The organism is Streptomyces sp. NPDC027189 (assembly GCF_055566975.1).
Genome location: NZ_JBVHRI010000040.1, coordinates 1 through 16866, shown reverse-complemented (window position 1 = coordinate 16866; position 16866 = coordinate 1). Strand labels below are relative to the sequence as shown.

At 70.0% G+C, this 16866-nt stretch carries 13 protein-coding genes and 1 pseudogene; 9 read left to right on the top strand and 5 right to left on the bottom strand.

Going from position 1 to position 16866, the window contains the following annotated elements; translation table 11 throughout:
• The first annotated feature begins 53 nt into the window (after positions 1-53).
• The 3 genes from otnI to ACZ4RZ_RS46100 are packed head-to-tail and all read left to right on the top strand — an operon-like array spanning position 54 to position 2657.
• On the top strand, positions 54-857 hold the full coding sequence (gene otnI / locus ACZ4RZ_RS46110; protein ID WP_467753561.1) for a 2-oxo-tetronate isomerase: 804 nt from the start codon (positions 54-56) through the stop codon (positions 855-857).
• Positions 854-1900, top strand: coding sequence for a D-erythronate dehydrogenase (gene denD, locus ACZ4RZ_RS46105; protein ID WP_467753560.1), 1047 nt, complete (start codon positions 854-856; stop codon positions 1898-1900). Before otnI ends, denD begins: the two co-directional genes overlap by 4 nt.
• A gap of 10 nt (positions 1901-1910) precedes the next feature.
• Positions 1911-2657, top strand: coding sequence for a FadR/GntR family transcriptional regulator (locus ACZ4RZ_RS46100; RefSeq protein ID WP_467753559.1), 747 nt, complete (start codon positions 1911-1913; stop codon positions 2655-2657).
• 139 nt (positions 2658-2796) lie between these two features.
• Here ACZ4RZ_RS46100 and ACZ4RZ_RS46095 read toward each other — a convergent pair whose 3' ends face one another.
• Positions 2797-5583 carry a SpoIIE family protein phosphatase gene (locus ACZ4RZ_RS46095; protein WP_467753558.1) on the bottom strand — a complete coding sequence of 929 codons (2787 nt, stop codon included), beginning with the start codon at positions 5581-5583 and terminating at the stop codon, positions 2797-2799.
• A gap of 507 nt (positions 5584-6090) precedes the next feature.
• Positions 6091-7071 carry an aldo/keto reductase gene (locus ACZ4RZ_RS46090; RefSeq protein ID WP_467753557.1) on the bottom strand — a complete coding sequence of 327 codons (981 nt, stop codon included), beginning with the start codon at positions 7069-7071 and terminating at the stop codon, positions 6091-6093.
• Between the two features lie 532 nt (positions 7072-7603).
• On the opposite strand from ACZ4RZ_RS46090, the gene ACZ4RZ_RS46085 reads away from it, so the two are divergent.
• The gene (locus ACZ4RZ_RS46085) at positions 7604-8335 is read left to right on the top strand and encodes a TSUP family transporter (RefSeq protein WP_467753556.1); all 732 of its coding nucleotides are present in this window, start codon (positions 7604-7606) and stop codon (positions 8333-8335) included.
• Positions 8336-8891: 556 nt separating this feature from the next.
• Here ACZ4RZ_RS46085 and ACZ4RZ_RS46080 read toward each other — a convergent pair.
• Together ACZ4RZ_RS46080 and ACZ4RZ_RS46075 are read right to left on the bottom strand one after the other, a co-directional pair.
• Entirely contained in the window at positions 8892-9140 is a 249-nt protein-coding gene (locus ACZ4RZ_RS46080) for a hypothetical protein (protein WP_467753588.1), read from the bottom strand.
• A 237-nt stretch (positions 9141-9377) separates the two neighbouring features.
• Positions 9378-9638: pseudogene (locus ACZ4RZ_RS46075) on the bottom strand (DUF1275 family protein); the annotation flags it as partial.
• A 109-nt stretch (positions 9639-9747) separates the two neighbouring features.
• Here ACZ4RZ_RS46075 and ACZ4RZ_RS46070 point away from each other — a divergent pair.
• From ACZ4RZ_RS46070 to ACZ4RZ_RS46055, 4 genes are all read left to right on the top strand, one after another.
• Complete coding sequence (locus ACZ4RZ_RS46070; protein WP_467753555.1) at positions 9748-10371, top strand: TetR/AcrR family transcriptional regulator; 624 nt, start codon at positions 9748-9750, stop codon at positions 10369-10371.
• Between the two features lie 138 nt (positions 10372-10509).
• Positions 10510-11484 (top strand): aldo/keto reductase, encoded by a 975-nt coding sequence (locus tag ACZ4RZ_RS46065; RefSeq protein WP_467753554.1) that lies wholly within the window; start codon positions 10510-10512, stop codon positions 11482-11484.
• The gene (locus ACZ4RZ_RS46060) at positions 11484-12368 is read left to right on the top strand and encodes an NAD(P)-dependent oxidoreductase (RefSeq protein ID WP_467753553.1); all 885 of its coding nucleotides are present in this window, start codon (positions 11484-11486) and stop codon (positions 12366-12368) included. Before ACZ4RZ_RS46065 ends, ACZ4RZ_RS46060 begins: the two co-directional genes overlap by 1 nt.
• A 52-nt stretch (positions 12369-12420) precedes the next feature.
• Positions 12421-13737 (top strand): MFS transporter, encoded by a 1317-nt coding sequence (locus tag ACZ4RZ_RS46055; RefSeq protein WP_467753552.1) that lies wholly within the window; start codon positions 12421-12423, stop codon positions 13735-13737.
• Positions 13738-14206: 469 nt separating this feature from the next.
• On the opposite strand, the gene ACZ4RZ_RS46050 is transcribed toward ACZ4RZ_RS46055, so the two are convergent.
• Complete coding sequence (locus tag ACZ4RZ_RS46050) at positions 14207-16405, bottom strand: hypothetical protein (protein WP_467753551.1); 2199 nt, start codon at positions 16403-16405, stop codon at positions 14207-14209.
• A gap of 278 nt (positions 16406-16683) precedes the next feature.
• Here ACZ4RZ_RS46050 and ACZ4RZ_RS46045 point away from each other — a divergent pair.
• Positions 16684-16866, top strand: a 183-nt coding sequence (locus ACZ4RZ_RS46045) for a DUF504 domain-containing protein (RefSeq protein ID WP_467753550.1), incomplete at its 3' end; no start/stop codon positions are given.

Here is a 16866-nt window from a genome sequence, read left to right as displayed (position 1 = left end):
CCGGATCCGGCGGATCCGGTCCCGGTCCGAACACAGGAGTCACAGGAGTCACCATGCCGAGGTTCGCAGCGAACCTGTCCATGATGTACACGGAGCACCCATTCCTCGACCGCTTCGCCGCGGCCTCGGCGGACGGTTTCGAAGCCGTCGAGTACCTCTTCCCCTACGAGTACGAGGTCACCGAGCTGCGCCGCCGACTCGACGACCACGGCCTACGGCAGGTGCTCTTCAACGCACCTCCCGGAGCCTGGGACTCCGGTGAGCGGGGAATCGCCGCGCTGCCCGGACGCGAGACGGAGGCGCACTCCGGGATCGACCGGGCGCTGGAGTACGCGGCGGCGCTGGGCTGTCCGCAGGTGCACGTGATGGCCGGGCTGGTGCAGCCGGCCGCCACGCCCGCGGAAGCGGCCCAGCACCGCGACGCCTACCTGGCCAACCTCGCCTGGGCCGCGGAGCGGGCCGCCGCGACGGGCGTGGACATCCTGATCGAGCCGATCAACGGCCGTGACATGCCCGGCTACTTCCTGACCAGGCAGGCCGAGGCCCACACCGTGGTGCAGGAGGTGGGAGCCCCGAATCTCAAGGTGCAACTCGACCTCTACCACTGTCAGATCGTCGAGGGCGACCTCACCACGACCCTGCGCCGCGACGTACCGACCGGCCGGGTCGGCCATCTGCAGATCGCGGGCGTGCCCGACCGCCACGAACCCGACGGGGGTGAGCTCAACATCCGTCACATCCTCGGCGTGATCGACGAGTTGGGCTTCGACGGGTGGATCGGCTGCGAATACCGCCCCCGCGCCGGCACGAGCGAAGGTCTCGGCTGGCTGAACGACTACCGAGGAGTACACGCATGAGGATCCTCATCACGGGTGGCTTCGGCTTCCTGGGACGGCAGGTCGCCGACAGGCTGCTGGAGACGCGGACGTTCCGTGGAGCACCGATCGACCGGCTGGTGCTCGCCGACCGGTTCGTGCCGGCCGAGTCGCCGGCGGCGAGCGACCCGCTCGTGGACATCGTGCAGGGCGACCTGACCGACCGCCTCGACGAGCTGTTCGCGGAACCGGTGGACGTGGTGATCCACCTCGCCTCCGCCGTGTCGGCCGAGTGCGAGGCCGACTTCGACCTCGGCATGAGCGCCAACGTTGACACGACCCGCGCACTGCTCGAAGTGGCCCGGGCCCAGTCCGCCGCCGGCGGGCCGGTGGCGCGGGTGGTGTTCTCCAGCAGCGTCGCGGTCTACGGTTCCGACCCGGCGCTGCCGCTGCCGCCGGTGGTCAGCGAGTCGACCCTGCCCACGCCGCGGTCGAGTTACGGCAATCAGAAATTCGTCTGCGAACAGCTGGTCGCCGAGTACACCCGCCGCGGCTTCATCGACGGACGCGTCGCCCGTCTGATGACCGTGTCGGTCCGTCCGGGCAAGCCGAACGCGGCCGCGTCCGGCTTCCTGTCCGGCATCATCCGCGAGCCCCTCGCGGGCGTGCCGGCCGTCTGCCCGGTCGATCCCGCCCTGCGGGTGGCCCTGGCCTCGCCGCGGCGCACGGTCGAGGGAATCCTCCGCGTCGCGGAGCTCGAGCGCGGCGTCGGGCCGGGCCGGCTCGACGGCGGGATCCCGGTCAACCTTCCGGCACTCACGGTCTCGGTCACCGAGATGCTGGACACACTGCGGCGGGTGGTCGGCGACGCCGTCGCCGACCTGGTGACGATCGCGCCCGATCCCGACGTCGAGGCCATCGTGGGCTCATGGCCCGCCACCTTCGACAACACGCGCGCCACCGCACTCGGGCTGGAACCCGACCCGAGCTTCGAATCGGTGGTACGGGACTACCTCGCCGACCATGCCGACGCGGTCGCGGTCGGCACACCGCTCGCAGCGGGACGGCAGAGCTCGGGCCGATAGACTGAAGCCCATGTTTTCCAAGGTGAGCGGTCCCGTGCGGCTCTCGGACCGGGTCGCCGCGATACTCGCGGCTGAGATCGAGTCCGGGCGGCTGGCCGAGGGCGACAAGCTGCCGACCGAGGTGGAGCTGGTCAAACAGCTGGGCGTCAGCCGCACGGTGGTGCGCGAGGCCGTGTCGAGGCTCCGCAACGCGGGCCTGGTCGAACCGCGTCAAGGTCTCGGCGTGTTCGTCCTGCCTCGGCGCACACGGCCGCTCGACCTCGAGGCCGCCGACACCAAGTCCAAGGTGCTGCAGATCGTGGAGGTACGCCGCCCGATCGAAGGCGAGGCGGCCTATCTCGCGGCCGCCCGTGCCACACCGGCCGACCTCGCCCGGATGCGTCAGGCCCGCGACGCGATCGATGCAGCTGTGACGGCCGGGGGTGACGGCGTCGATGAGGATCTCGCCTTCCACAGGTCCATCGCCGAGTCGACCGGGAACGCTGTGATGGTCTCGACGGTCCGGTACCTGGGCGAGGTGCTGCGCGGCGGCATCCGCGTCACACGCGCGAACGAGGCGCGGCGGGGCGACTTCATCGAAGCGGTCCGGCAGGAGCACCACGCCATCTTCGCCGCCATCGAGGCCGGAGACGCCGTGGCGGCACGCGCAGTGGCGCTCCGCCACCTGGAGCACGCCGCCTCTCGGCTCCAAGATGCGGACGACGGGTTCTGGACCGAGAGTCAAGACCTCGACGTGGATCTCGATGCCGCTCCCTGACACGCGCGGGGCCGGCCCCGACCAGGGCCACGCGTCACCGCGCCCCACGGTGTGGGGGTCCCCCCAGCGGTAGCCGCGGGAGGGTGGCCCAGCTCGGCCGCAGCGGACTCGGGGCTCCAACGGCCCGTGCGTCTCCGACTCACCCAGCAGGCGGTAGAGGTTGCTCGGCCCAGATGGTCTTGCCGTGGGTGCTGTGCCGAGTGCCCCAGCGCTGGGCCAGCAGGGTCACCATGGCCAGGCCGCGTCCGCCCTCATCGGTATCGGCGGCACGGCGGACCCGAGGAGTCGTGGCACTGCCGTCGGACACCTCACAGATAAGGGACTGACTGCAGAGCAGGCGGAGCCGCACCGGCCCCCGGGCGTAGCGGACGGCATTGGTGACCAGTTCGCTCACGAGCAATTCGGTGATGTCGACCAGGGGTTCCAGTCGCCACTCCCTCAGCTGGGCGGCAGCCAGGGCCCGCGCCTCACCGGCCGCGATGGGGCCGTCGGGCAGCGGCCAGTCGGCGACATGTTCGCGGGGCAGGCCGCGCGGCCTGGCGAGGAGCAGGACGGCGTCGTCCTCTACACCATGCGGGGTGGTCAGCGCGGTGGTCAGGGTGTCGCACAGGCGGTCCAGACCGAGAGAGGTCTCGGTATCTGTCGGGGGATCGGCCAGCGCGTCGGTGAGAGCCGCGGTCAGCGCAGTGATGCCGCTGTCGATGTCCCGGCCGTGGGTTTCCACCAGTCCGTCGGTATAGAAGACGAGCAGGCTGTGCTCCGGCAGTTCCAGCTCGACCGTCTCGAATGGCGGGTTCCCCACACCAAGGGGCGGATTGTTCGGCAGGTCGAGGATGTCGATGGTTCCACCCGGGCGGACGAGCACCGGGGGCGGGTGCCCGGACCGTGCGAAGGTCGCGCAGCGGGCCGTGGGGTCGTAGATGGCGCACAGGAAGGTGGCGTAGAAGTCCTCACCGAGGCGCGCAACCAGGTCATTGAGGTGAGTGAGCAAGTCGTCGGGCGGCAATTCCAGGTCTGCGAGCGTGTGCACCGCGGTACGGAGCCGGCCCATGGCCGCCGCCTCGGACAGACCATGTCCCATCACATCGCCGATGACCAGGGCAACCCGGTCGCCGGAGAGCGGGATTACGTCATACCAGTCCCCGCCGACCTCCAGTCCCTCGCTGGCGGGCAGGTAGCGGACCGCGGTGATCGCACCAGGCAGCTGAGGCAGAACCTGGGGAAGCAGGCCGCGCTGCAGTTCCACGGCCCGAGTGTGTTCGGCGTCGTAGAGCCGGGCCCGTTCCAGGGCCTGTGCGACCAGTCCGCTCAGCGCGGCGAGCAGGGTGCGCTCGTCCTCGTCGAGTTCGCCCGGCTCCAGGAAGGCGACGATGCAGCAGCCGATGGGCCTGCCGGAGGCAATCAGGGGGAGGAAGGCCCACGCCTGCATGCCCGAAGGCTCGATCCGCCACTTCAGGTGGGGGTAGAGGCGACCGTATTCGCCGCCTGAGCCTATGAAGACGGGGGTGCGGGTGCGCAGCGCGTCGTGGGTTGGCGACACCTCGCTCACCGGAGCCGCTTCAAGCACTCTCAGGAAGCTGCCCGAGTACCCGGCGTGACCGGCGACACGCAGGTGATCCCCTTCCAGGGTCTGGACTGCCAGCCCGGTCGCTCCGAACGGGGTGAGGAGATGATCTGCGACAGCGCTCACGACGTCTTGCACGGTGAGGGCCTCGGAGAGCGCCGCGGTCAGTTCCTGGGTCTTGGTGGTGCGCAGCGCCGCCCCGTGCTCTGCCCGAGCCCGTTCCGCGTCGCGCAACTGCGATTCAGTGATGTCGCTGAACGACAGCGTCAGTCCGTCCTCGTGCGAGGTGAGCCGAATGCGGTACCACGTGCTCAGAGTCGGGACGTGCACGTCGAAATCCACGGGCAGCCCGGTGGCGGCGGCCTGACGGCACCGGGCTTCCAGACCGGGCTCTCCGGGGTAGGGAACGGCCTCCCACAGTGTCCGTTCCAGCAGGTCGCTCCGGGAGGTACGGAGAATTTCCTCAGCCTGGACATTGACGTAGATGATCCGCCCGTCGCTGCCCGTCATGACCACGCCGTCGGTCGGGCGCTTCAGCCCGTAGGCACGGCCGTCCCGCGCCGCGTGGCTCCTGGTGTTGTCGCAGAGCGTTCCCACCACACGACCCGGCTGATCAGCTGGTCCGGGCAGGACCAGGCCGCTGAACCGTACCCAGCGCATGTCACCGGCCGGGCGCATGATCCGGTACTCGCAGTCGTAACGCCCGAATACCGCCCTGGGCAACGAGGCCGACGAGAGGTCATCCGGGTGCACCATCCGTGCCCAGGTCTCGTACCTGGAGTCGAAGGATTCCGGGTTCAAGCCGAAGATCAGGCAGGAACGGTCGTCGAGACAGAGCTGACCGGTGCGGACGTTCCAGTCGAACGTGCCCACCTGGGCCGCGTCCATCATCCATCCCGGCGCTGTGCCGGGCTCGGACGACGTGTCGGCTCCCGTCTCGGCCTCGCTGCGGGCCAGCCCTGCGAGGTGCCCGTCCAGCCGGGTGGCTGCCGCCGTCACGGCAGCCCGGGCCTCGCCCAGATCCTTCGCGCGGTCGAGCAGCACCGAGAGCGTTCCCACCGGGGCCGTCTGCGGGCCCAACGGCTGGACGAGGACACGGGCGCCGGGAGGGCAGGCCGCACCACGGCCAGGACGGCTCCCTAGCTGGTCGGAGACGTCCAGCGGCCCTACTGGACGGCCACTTCGCACCGCCTGCGCCTGCGCAAGACCCTGGTCGACGGGCACCGGGTCCCAGGCTTCGGCGAACGCCGGTGGCAGGCCGGCCATGGCGAACAGACGCAGCCGCGACCGCTGGGGATCCAGGAAGTGAATGGCGGCTCCCAGCGAACCCGTCCCGGCCAGAAGGTACTGGAGTGTCCGCACGAGTGGTTCGGCGGCATCCGCGCCGGCATACGGCCACTCCCCCGGGGCAGCACCGCCCGTCCCGACCCATGAGATCGGAACATCGTGCCCGGCCTCCGCGGGACGGGCCGCGGAACTCTCTCGGAGTTTCCGAGGTTGGTTCGGCCTTTGCACAGGCGCTCCGTTGCCTCTGATCACCACTGGACCGGCCTGGTGACCGCTTGGTGCACTCACGATGAAATACCAACTTATATATTACATTCCGTTTTTCTGCCATTCCGGGGGACCTGGACTCGTGCCGGCCGGCCCGCCGGACGGGGAAAGCCCGCGCGGCAGCGCTACCTCCACTGTCTGCACCAACCCCGTCCTGGTCGCGGCGTGCGCGATGCTCGGACCGATGGGCAGCGTCGACACCGTGCGGGCACACCCCTGCCGATGGGTTGCTCGCGGGAGCGCAAGGTGCGTGCACGCTGCCGGGTCACGAACGGCGTTCTTCCCGGAGGCGGGAGGTGGCCGGAAGGCGGGGTGTCAGCGGCTGTAGGCCGGCATCGGGCCGTGCAGGGCGGCGCCGACCTCGTCGCAGGCGGCGGTGATGTCGACGGGCAGCGGACCGGCCTGGGCCGCGGCGATGTTGGCGCGCAGATGCTCGATGCGGGAGCCGCCGAGCAGCAAGGCGTCGGTGCTGTCCCGGTGGAGCAGCCAGCGCAGGGCGAGCTCGGTGAGCGGGATCCCGGCCTCCTCGGCGATACGGGTCAGTTGGGCCACGGCGTCGAAGAGACGGGCGTCCCAGTAACGCTGCTTGTACGTCGCCGCCAGCCGCGAGTCGCCGAAACGCCCCGCTTCGGGGGACCGTTCGAATCGGTACGGACCGGTCAGAAGGCCCCCGCCGAGTGGGTTGTAGACCATGGTGCGCAGACCGGTGACGGCGGCGTATTCGACGTACTCGTCCTCGATCCGGCGCGCGAGCAGGTTGTGCAGCTGCTGCGCAACGAGCGGCCGTGGTGCGCCCACCTCGTCCGCCACACGCACCAGTTCGGCGATCTGCCAGGCCGCGTAGTTGGAGACACCAAGCGCCAACACCTTGCCCTCGGCGACGAACTCCGCGACGGTCGCGAGGGTTTCGGCGAGCGGCGTGTCCCGGTCCGGCTGGTGCAGGTAGAAGAGGTCGACGCGATCGGTGCCGAGCCGCTTGAGGCTTCCCTCCAGGGCCGCCCGCAGTCCGGGGGCGGAGAGTGGGGCGTGTCCACCCTGGTCCGGATGGGGAATGCCGGCCTTGGTGGCCAGCACGATCCGGTCACGGCGGGCGGGCAGCACATCGGCGAGGATCCGTTCGCTGTCACCACCCGCATAGCTGTTGGCGGTGTCCACACCGGTGATACCGGCCTCCAGGGCCATGTCGACCATGACCTCGGCCCCTGTCCTGTCGACGGGCTCGCCGAACGTCATGGTGCCGAGCGCGAGACGGGACAGCGGCACGGGCACGTTGGGCAGATCGATGCCCGTGGCCACTTGTCGATTCCCTCCAGTGAGGAGCAGTCAGGGGCGGGTGTCTGGCGGTGTGATGGGCATCACGTGGCGGTGCCGCATGATTCTCAGCGTGTGAATTTCCATGCCCCTCGGGACGTCTCGTGTAGCAACTTCCAGTCGCTCGGGGCACCTCGGGGCACTACGAAGGGGGCAGCATGACTAGCTCTGGGCCTGGTCGGCTGAAGGAGTAGGAGACCTTCTCGAGTTCCGTGGCGTCTACGGTGAGCCGAAGTTCGAACCGATCGGGTAGCAGGTAGTACGTGGCGTACTCCAGAACGCGATCGTCCGCGTCCATCGTCGCCCGGTGCAGGACCAGAAGCGGGTGCCCAGTTGCGACGCCCGGTGTTGCTTTTCCAGCGCGCGTTGATGAAAGGCAAGTCACCTGCCTTGGACGGCGATTGGGTCCTGGTGCAGTTGGCCTCCGCCGTGGCGGAGGCATGCGCTTGATCGTGCTTGTTCCATGGGTCGAGGCAGTGTGGGATCACTCATCAACAGCACCCGCGAGGAGCCGTCTGTGGCGAGTGGCTGGGCCGCCGACCTGTTACTGGGCGGCATCATCTTGTTGGGCGCGTCGGTGCAGCGGCTGGCGGGGATCGGGTTCGCGCTCGTCGCGGTGCCTGCTCTGGTGCTGCTTCTCGGCCCAGCCGAGGGCGTGGCGCTGGCGAACTGCGGGGCCGGTGCCATCAGTACGGTCGGACTCGTCGGCAGCTGGCGGGAGGTCCGCCTGGCCGCGATGGTGCCGTTGGTCGCAGCGGCCGCCTGCACCGTGCCGGCCGGGGCCTGGGTGGCCGCCTGGTTGTCCGAGCCGACACTGCTGGTCGGCATGGGGGTGCTGGTGAGCGCGGCCGTGCTGCTGGTGATGCGAGGTACTCGGGTGCCCGCTCTGCGCGGCGCCAAAGGAGCTCTGGCCGCCGGTGCCACGAGCGGGTTCATGAACTCCTCAGCCGGGGTGGGTGGCCCGGCGGTTTCTTTGTATGCGGTGAACGCGGGCTGGACGGCGCAGGAGTTCGTGCCGAACGCGCAGTTCTATGGGGTCGTGGTGAACGCGTTCTCCGTTGCTGCCAAGGGCATGCCGCAGCTCACTGCGCCGGTCTGGCTGCTGGTCGGGGCAGGCATCGCGGCAGGCGCTGTGATCGGAAAGGCGCTGGCGGAGCGGGTGCCGGAGCGACGGGCCTGGTTGATAGTGCTGCTGCTTGCGCTGACTGGCGGGCTCACCACGCTGGGCAAGGGACTGTGGGGCCTGTGACCTTTGACCAGCACGAAAACGTGGCTCTGGCACGAAAGCGGTGGTGGCGTTGTGTCAGCAAGCGGCAAGGTAGTGCCCGCGGCTGGACCGATCCGCGCAATGGGCGTCTGCTGCTCGGTCTGGTCGGCTCGAACGGGCACAAGTCCTGGAACCGCCCTGGAGTTGGACCGGCTCCGTGAGCAGGTCGCGGATTGTCCGATCAGCTCTCGGGTGCTGATCCTGGATCGCGTAGGCACGCTGCTCGGCCTTCCCCCTCCCTTGACCTCAACCCGGCGCTGCTGAACGCGGTGGGCGTGCACGAGCCGTACGCATTGCGCGCGATCGTCGAAGTCTCCACCGCCGAGGGGCCTTGGCGGACTCGGCGAAACGCTCCCCACCAGCAGGGGAACCGCCACGCCCACGGTCACGCGGAGTGCGCGCCGTGGGTCGAGACCCGCCCAACAGAACGGCCCGAACCGTCACAGGTCCCGCCACCGCGAGCGGCCCGCGCGGCTGTGCGGCAGCCCTCCAGGGGTGTCCGAAGATGTCGCATCGGCCAGGGTCACATCCCACACGGTCACAACTCCTCTTCAGCGGGCAGCGGGTCGGCCAGGACGATCAGCAGGCCGAGCGCGATCAAGCCGGCGGGAAGCCGAGCGCCGCCTGGTGGAGCGCGGGGGTCGCGGCAGCGCCCCAACGCGGTGCCGATCAGGAAGGAGAGGCACACGGCACCAAGGTGGACCACTGGACGCCAGTGATGGGTCCGGCGCGTACGCAGGCCCCGGAACGCGGCGACCCCGAGCGGACGCAGGTTGCCGGTGACCATGGCCGAGCCGTAGGCGGAACCCTCAGCTCCCGGAACGCCGTGGTCTGCAACGCGGCCAGGAGGGAGATCCCGGAGGTCATCACCGTCGCCAGCAGATGCGCGCCGTTGCGGGCCGCGAGCGCGAGAAGCACGGCCTCCAGTCCCAGACACGCGACCTCCGGGCGGTGGACGAACGCGTGCAGGCGCGGCACCCACACCAGTTCGGCGGCGCAGACTCCGGCCAGGGAACGCCAGGATCGCCAGCAGGTGCCGGCAGATCTGCGACCACTGACCGGCCAGCAGCTCGGTCCCGGTCAGGACGACGTTGCCGGTCATGGCGTTGGCGAAGACGTGGTGGTAGCCGAGGTAGTGAAGGTGATTCGTGGACGGGCTGGTCGAGTCGGCCCGGCACGACGGCGCGCAACAGGCCGGTCGTTCGCCTGAGATCAGCCCTGGGGGTTCACGCCTCTCCCTTCGTGAGTGGTGACCGCGTACGTCCCGCTCCCGGCCTGCCGCCACCGGCGGACCATACCTCCAATGCCTACATCTCAGCACTTTGATGATCTGAGGACATGAGAGACCCCAGGCCTGCCGGGACGCCCGGCCGGACTCGGTGTTGGATGGAGGGATGAATGATTCGATCACCACGTCGCAGGAGAGCAGGGGCGAGTCCGGACAGGGCCGGCGCGCCGGCCGGCCCCGCAGCGAACACGCGCGCCACGCCGTGCTGATGGCCTGCACCGAACTCCTGCAGGAGGGCGGTCTGAGGGCCATGACGACCGACCGGATCGCCGCGCGGAGCGGGGTGAGCAAGGCGACGATCTACAAGTGGTGGCCGAACAAGTACGTCGTCGCGGTCGAGGCGTTCCTGTCCCAGATGTACGCCGAGTCGCCGGACCCGGACACCGGTTCCGCCGCTGAGGACTTCCGCATGGCGGTGCGCGGCATGATGCGTTTCTATGCGAGCCCGAGCGGGCGGATCTTCGCCCAGCTGGTGGCGGAGGCGCAGAGCGATCCGAAGGTGGCCACGGAGCTGCGTGACCGGCTGATCGCCTCCCGGCGGGAACTGGTGCGGGCCATCTGGGACCGCGGGGTCGAGCGGGGTGAGCTGCGGGCGGACGTCGACCCGGAGGTGGCCATCGACCTGTTCTTCGGTCCGGCGATGTACCGGCTGGTCGCCGGGCACGCCCCGCTGAACGAGGCGGCGGCGGACGAGATCGTCGGGGCGGCCCTGCGCGGCCTGGCCCCCTGACCTCGGCGCGGGAGGACCTCTCTGACCCCAGGCTGCCGCGCCCCCGGACCGGCTCGTCACCAGGCGGGAATCATCTCGCACGGAGGTGCGTTAACCTCATTACAAAACTAAACGTTCAGTATTTTATGGAGAGTGACCGTGCGCACCGCAACACTGGGAAGGACCGGCCTGGAGGTGTCCCGCATCGCCTTCGGCACCTGGCAGCTGGGCGGCGACTGGGGCGGCTTCGCCGAAGACGAGGCCAAGGCGGCGATCCGCCGGGCACGCGACCTCGGCGTCACCTTCTTCGACACCGCCCAGGCATACGGCTTCGGCGCCTCCGAGCGGCTGCTCGGCGAGGCCCTGCGCGGTGAACTGCGCTCCCACCGCGACGAGTTGGTGATCGCCACCAAGGGCGGCCTGCGCCAGACCGGCACCGGCGTGGCCCGGGACGCGAGCCCCAAAGTCCTGCGCGAGGGCGTGGACGCCAGCCTCACCGCACTAGGTGTCGATCACATCGACCTCTACCAGGTCCACTGGCCGGACCCCAAGGTGCCGGTCGCCGAGACCGCCGGTGCGCTGAAGGAACTGGTCGAGGCGGGCAAGATCCGGCACGTCGGCGCCTCCAACTACGACGCCGAGCAGATGGCCGAGTTCGCCGAGACGCTCCCGGTGGAGACGCTGCAGCCGCCGTACCACCTCTTCCGCCGCGAGATCGAGGACACGATCCTGCCCTACACTCGCCGCAACGACATCGGCGTGCTGGTCTACGGCCCCCTCGCGCACGGCCTGCTCACTGGCGCGCTGGGCGAGAACACCCCCTTCCCCGCCGACGACTGGCGTGGCAAGAGCAGCGTCTTCCGCGGCGAGACCTACCGGCGCAACCTCGCTGTCGTCCGCCACCTACAACAGTTCGCCCAGGGCCTGGACCTGTCGGTCAGCCAGCTGGCCATCGCCTGGACGCTGGCCCACCCTGCCGTACACGTGGCCATCGTCGGCACCCGGCGCGTCCACCACGTCGAAGAGAGCCTGGCGGCGGCGGACATCACGCTGAGGGAGGACGACCTGAAGGACATCGACGCCATCATGGCGGAGGCCACCCCGGTCGCCGGCCCGTCCCCGGAGACCGTGTGATGATCACCCGCTCCACGAAGATCGCCTTCCTGGGCACCGGCATCATGGGCGCACCCATGGTGCGGAACCTGCTGCGCGCCGAATTCGACGTGTGCGTGTGGAACCGGACCGAGGCGAAGGCGCAAGCACTGGCCGCCGACGGCGCCCATGTCACCTCCTCGCCCGCCGAGGCGGCGGCGGGCGCCGGGCTGCTGGTGACCATGCTCTCCGACGGCGCGACCGTGGAAGCGGCGATGACCGGGGACGACGGCGCCCTGTCCACGCTCCCGGCGGACGCGGTGTGGGTCCAGATGAGCACCGTCGGCGCCGAGTGGACACAGCGCCTGGCGGACCTGGCAAACGGGCGGGTCGACTTCGTCGACGCCCCCGTGTCCGGCAGCTCCGTCCCCGCCGAGCGCGGCGTGCTGGTCGTCCTCGCCTCGGGCGCACCGCAATTGCTCCACCGGGTGCAGCCACTGTTCGACGTCGTCGGCCGCCACACCCTCTGGCTCGACAGCCTGGGTGACGGCAGCCGGCTCAAGCTCGTCCTGAACAACTGGCTCGCGGTGCTGGTCGAGGGGATGGCCGAGAGCCTGAGCCTGGCCGCCGCACTGGGGCTGGATCCCGCCCTGGTCACCGACACCGTTGAGGACAGCGCCCTGAGCTGCGCGTTCGCGGTGGCCAAGGGGCGCGCCATGATCAAGGGCGACTACGCCCCCGGCTTCCTGCTCCGCCATGCACACAAGGACGTCGGCCTCGCGGCCGAGGCCGCGGACAGGCACGACGCCGCCGTACCGCTCACCGAGGCGATCCTGCGGCGCTGGAGCGACGCCATCGCACAGGGGCACGGCGACGACGACGTATCCGCGGCGATCAACGCCGTCCGCCCCTCCCGCTGCAGCTAGGCGGTTCGACCCGCGTGAACAACCTGGCAGGCAGGTCCGCCCGCTACCTGCGGTGCGCAGCAGCGCCGACGCCTCGGTGAAGGCGACGGGGTATCCCGAGAACCTTGGAGGCGTTCCGCGCATGCTCGGAGCGGACAGCACCACACCACGAAGGCCCGCCCCAGACACGACGGGCACACAGGCGCCGCAGCTCGCTCCCCCGGCCATCCGGCGGATCGTCCTGCTGCTCGCCGTGGGCTCCGGGCTGGCGGTCGCGAACATCTACTACGCCCAGCCGCTGCTGGCCCCGATCGCCTCCGCCTTCGGGGTCCGTCAGGGCCCGGCCTCACTGGTGGTGACCCTCACCCAGCTCGGCTACGCCCTCGGCATCATCGCCCTGATGCCACTCGGCGACCTCCTGGAAAACCGGGCGCTGGCCTCCCGCACGCTGCTGGTGACCGCCGTCGCCCTGCTCGCCGCGGGCCTGTCCCCGGACTTCGGGGTGTTCCTCGGCATGTCGGTGCTGGTCGGGATGACCTCGGTGGTGGCGCAGATCCTCATCCCGTACGCCGCTCATCTCGCACCGGAGCAGGAGCGCGGCCGGTACATCGGCACCGTGATGAGCGGCCTGTTGCTCGGCATCATGCTCGCCCGCTCGGTCTCCAGCCTCGTCGCGGCGGCCTGGGGATGGAGGACGATCTTCGTCGTGTCCGGCGTGCTCATGGTGATCCTGTCCGCCGTCCTGCTGCGCGTGCTGCCCGAGCGGCGCCCCGTACACGACACCGGATACCGCCAACTGATGGGGTCCGTCGCCCGGTTGGTGCGCGAGGAGCCGACGCTGAGGCGGGCCTCCGTCTGCCAGGCGCTGATCTTCGGCACGTTCACCTGCTTCTGGACCTCAGTGCCCTTCGAGCTGATCCACCGGCACGGGTTCAGTCAGCTCGGCGTCGCCGTGTTCGCTCTGGTGGGCGCGGGAGGCGCGGCCGCCGCTCCGCTCGCGGGCTGGATCGGAGACCGTGGGTACCGCGTGGCGGGGCGGGGCATCGCGCTCGTGCTCGCCGCCGGCGCCATGGTGCTCGCCGACTTGGGGCAGGGCAGCATCGCCCTCCTCGCCCTCGCGGGCGTCCTGCTGGACGTAGCCGTCCAGGCCCACCAGGTGCTCAGCCAGCGGGAGATCTACAGTCTGCGGGCCAACGCCCGGGCCAGGACCAACACCGTGTTCATGACGACGGTCTTCCTCGGCGGCGCACTCACCTCCGCCGCGTCCGGGATGGTGAACGACGCACACGGCTGGACCGCCGTGACCCTGCTCGCGGCCATCCTGCCGCCGGTCGCACTCGCCATCTGGGGTGTGTCGTCGCTACGACTCCGCGCTCGCACAGGGCGGTGACCGCGGGCACAGCCCGTCGACTCAGGCAGCCCGGCTCCCCGGACCGCTCGCGAGCGTCAACACCGCGACCCGGCACGCAAGCCGGGCTCACTGCGCCTTTGGCCGGTGGAGGATGATCTCCGCATCACTCCACCAGTCCGGGGGGACGCTGCCCCGCGGCGCTGGGCGACCTCGGCCGGGTCCGCGCCCGCGCACAGCCAGGTGGACACGCCGATTGCCGCAGGTCGTGGGGTCCGCCCGATGCCCTCCGCCTCAGTCCGCGCCCAGGGACATGCGCCCCGCCCAGGGGCGGCTGCTGCGGGCCGCCGTCCCGGCGCGCTTCTCGGCTACCGCTCGGCGCTGTACGGCGACGGGCCCGAAGTGCGGGCGGCTGACTCTGCGACAAGGCGGCGGAGTCCCTCAAGGCAGCCGGCATCCCTGTCATGCGGTCACTCGGCCGCCGCCGGCATCGCCCTTGAGCGCCAGGTCCTCAGCGGCGCCGCTTGCCGCCCCGTCTGCCGTTCTCTCGGTGGCCGCGCTGCTGAACAAGGCCGACGTGGGCCTTGCGCTCCCGGGGCACACGCTCGGCGAGGGCCTGAAGGTCCGCGAGGCCCTCCCGGTCCGGGTGACCGGAGGCCAGAGCGGCCCGGAGGGCCTCTTCGGCCTCGCGACCCTGTTGGCGTAGTACCTCGCTCACGCCGTCCGCGCCGGTCGCCTCACAGAGCTGCAACAGGCTTTCAGCGACCATGAGCAGGCTTTCCGGCTCCGTGAGGTCCTCGGGGGTGAGAACCTCCCGGCGGGCCAGGAGGCTCAGCGCGGTGGGAGCCAGCGAGGGGTCCGAACGCAGGCTTCGCAGCAGGAACTCCCCGTCGTCGAGCGTTGAGACGAGGACGTCCAGCATGGCCTCGGCCCGGGTACGGAACGGCATGGTCCGCACCGCGCAGACGAGCTGCTCCAGCGCCGCGGACCGGTCGCCGTGGACGGCGATCCACGCGGCGAGCTCCGCCCGGGCGGACTCCGGATCGTAGTGATCGGCGAGGACGCCCAGCAAGCCGGCCGGCGAGGCCTGGGCAAGCTCGCCGATCAGGGGTGCATCCCGGCCTTCGGCCAGCAGCCAACGGCGCACGTAGTCAGTTCCGAGGTCAGTGAGACGGATCAACTCGACTGGGCCCGAGCTCAGTTCGGACTTCAGTTTCCGGGCCCGCTGGGTGGCCTCGTCATCCAGCAGAGCGTGACTCAACAGGGCGTCATCGGGCGGGGCGCCGTCCAACAGGGCGTCACTCGACAGGGTCTCGTCCGGCAGGGCGTCGTCCAGCAGCCCGGCAAGTCCGGTCGGCATCCCTGGCAGTATGTCGGACGGCGTCTCAAAGTCGTCATCGTCCTCGGTCGGTACTCCGGCCCACCCCTCGACGTCGTTCTCGCTCATCGCCAGAGCCGCAAAGACAGGGTCGGCCATCCCCTGGTGGCACTCGATCGCCCCCAGGTCCTCCAAAACACCCAGCACGGTGCGTAGATCGTCATCGGCCTGTTCGAACCCGATGGACCCCGTGGCGAAGACCTCGGGCAGGAAGCTCGAGCGGTAGGCGAGGTGGACGGTGTCCCGCAGCCGGGGCCAGGGCATGGGGTACGGCAGGCTGTAGAGGGTTGCCAGTACGTCGGGTAGGACGACGTCGTACATCTCGTACTCGTCGAACAGCACGGATTCTCCGTACCTGCCGCCGCGCCCACCCCTCACTGGGCTCGGCAGCTCACGGAACGCGTCGAACGCGCGCCGCCACAGTGCAAGCGGGTCGTTCAGCACAGGCTCGGCCTTGGCCACGGCGTACAGCCTGCCCTTGGCGACTCGTACCAGCCTGGCCTTCTTCGCCCACTCCACAAGGAGGTTGAGGCGCGACAGGTCCGCGGACGAGCGGACCAAGTCCGTGTCGTCTCCGGTGTCCAGCCGTTCTACGAGTTCCCGGGCATCTGACAGACGCAGCCTGCCGGAACCGGTGAGCGTTCTGCGGTCGCGCCCCGCCCACTCGGCCAGGCCGCGCAGCTGCCGCAGGACCGGTGACCTGCCGGCCTGCTCCCGCAGGACGTCGTCGCCGGGGAGCGCGACCGGGAGCTGCGGCTCGGACCGTACGGGCCCGGAACTCCGCATGTGCCGCTCGACGATGGTCTGAAGCACCTCCGGGTCGTAGGGCACCTCGCGACCCTGTGCCCGTTCCACGAAGTCCTGCAACACCTGCTCGTCGTGGACGTCGACGCCGTGCTCCGCGGCAGTAGTGATCCAGAATTTCGCCAGGCCCCAGAGGCTGCGGTCGGCCATCGCCTCCGCGTAGCGGGGCGCCGCCGCGTCGACGGCCTCCAGCACCTCGGTCAGGGACGCCCCTCGGGGATCGGCGAGATGGACGTCGTCCAGATACCGCAGCAGGCACCGCAGAGTGCCCGGCGCATCGGCGGGCTCCTCGTCGGGAAGTACGGTCACCGTCCGCGGAACCCAGTCGAGCAGGAACTCCTCGATGTACCGCTGGTCCCACAGTCCCAGCCTGCCGTCCGGCGTACCGAGATGGCGGTAGTCCAGCGCGGCTTCGACGACGAACGGATCGGCGTCGATCCCGTTCTCCCAGGCCCACTGTTCGAACCGGCGGACAAGAAGACCACGAACGGCCTCGTACTCGTTCTCCTCCGCGGGATTGAAGATCATCCGCATGGTTTCCCGCTCTTGTCTTTCGCAGGGCTCTGTCTCGTTGCCCACGCTACCGGCTGTGACGAACAAGCCGGTCTCAAAACCGACAGGACGCCGAGAGCAGGTGCGGCAGTGCTGCCGCGGGTGCTCACCACACAGGCGCACCGGTTCTCTCTGCCGTCCCCCGTCAGGCGCACCGCATCTGATGCGTCGCGGTGCGAGCGGAACAACCGTCGAGGACAGGGTGGGCGGCACCCTGGAGGAAGAGAAGGTGTGAAGGCGGGAGAGGAGACGTGATGCGGACCAGCGACGAGATCTATCACCGGGTCCGCTGGGACCCGCGGTTCGACCCGGCCCGGTTCGTGCTGGGGATCAGCCAGCGCGGGGATGCCCTCAAACGCATCCCGCTGCCTTCCTTCGTGCCCGGGGGCGACATCCCGTGGCACCGGGTGGTGTTCATCGAGGCGGACGGCGAGGTG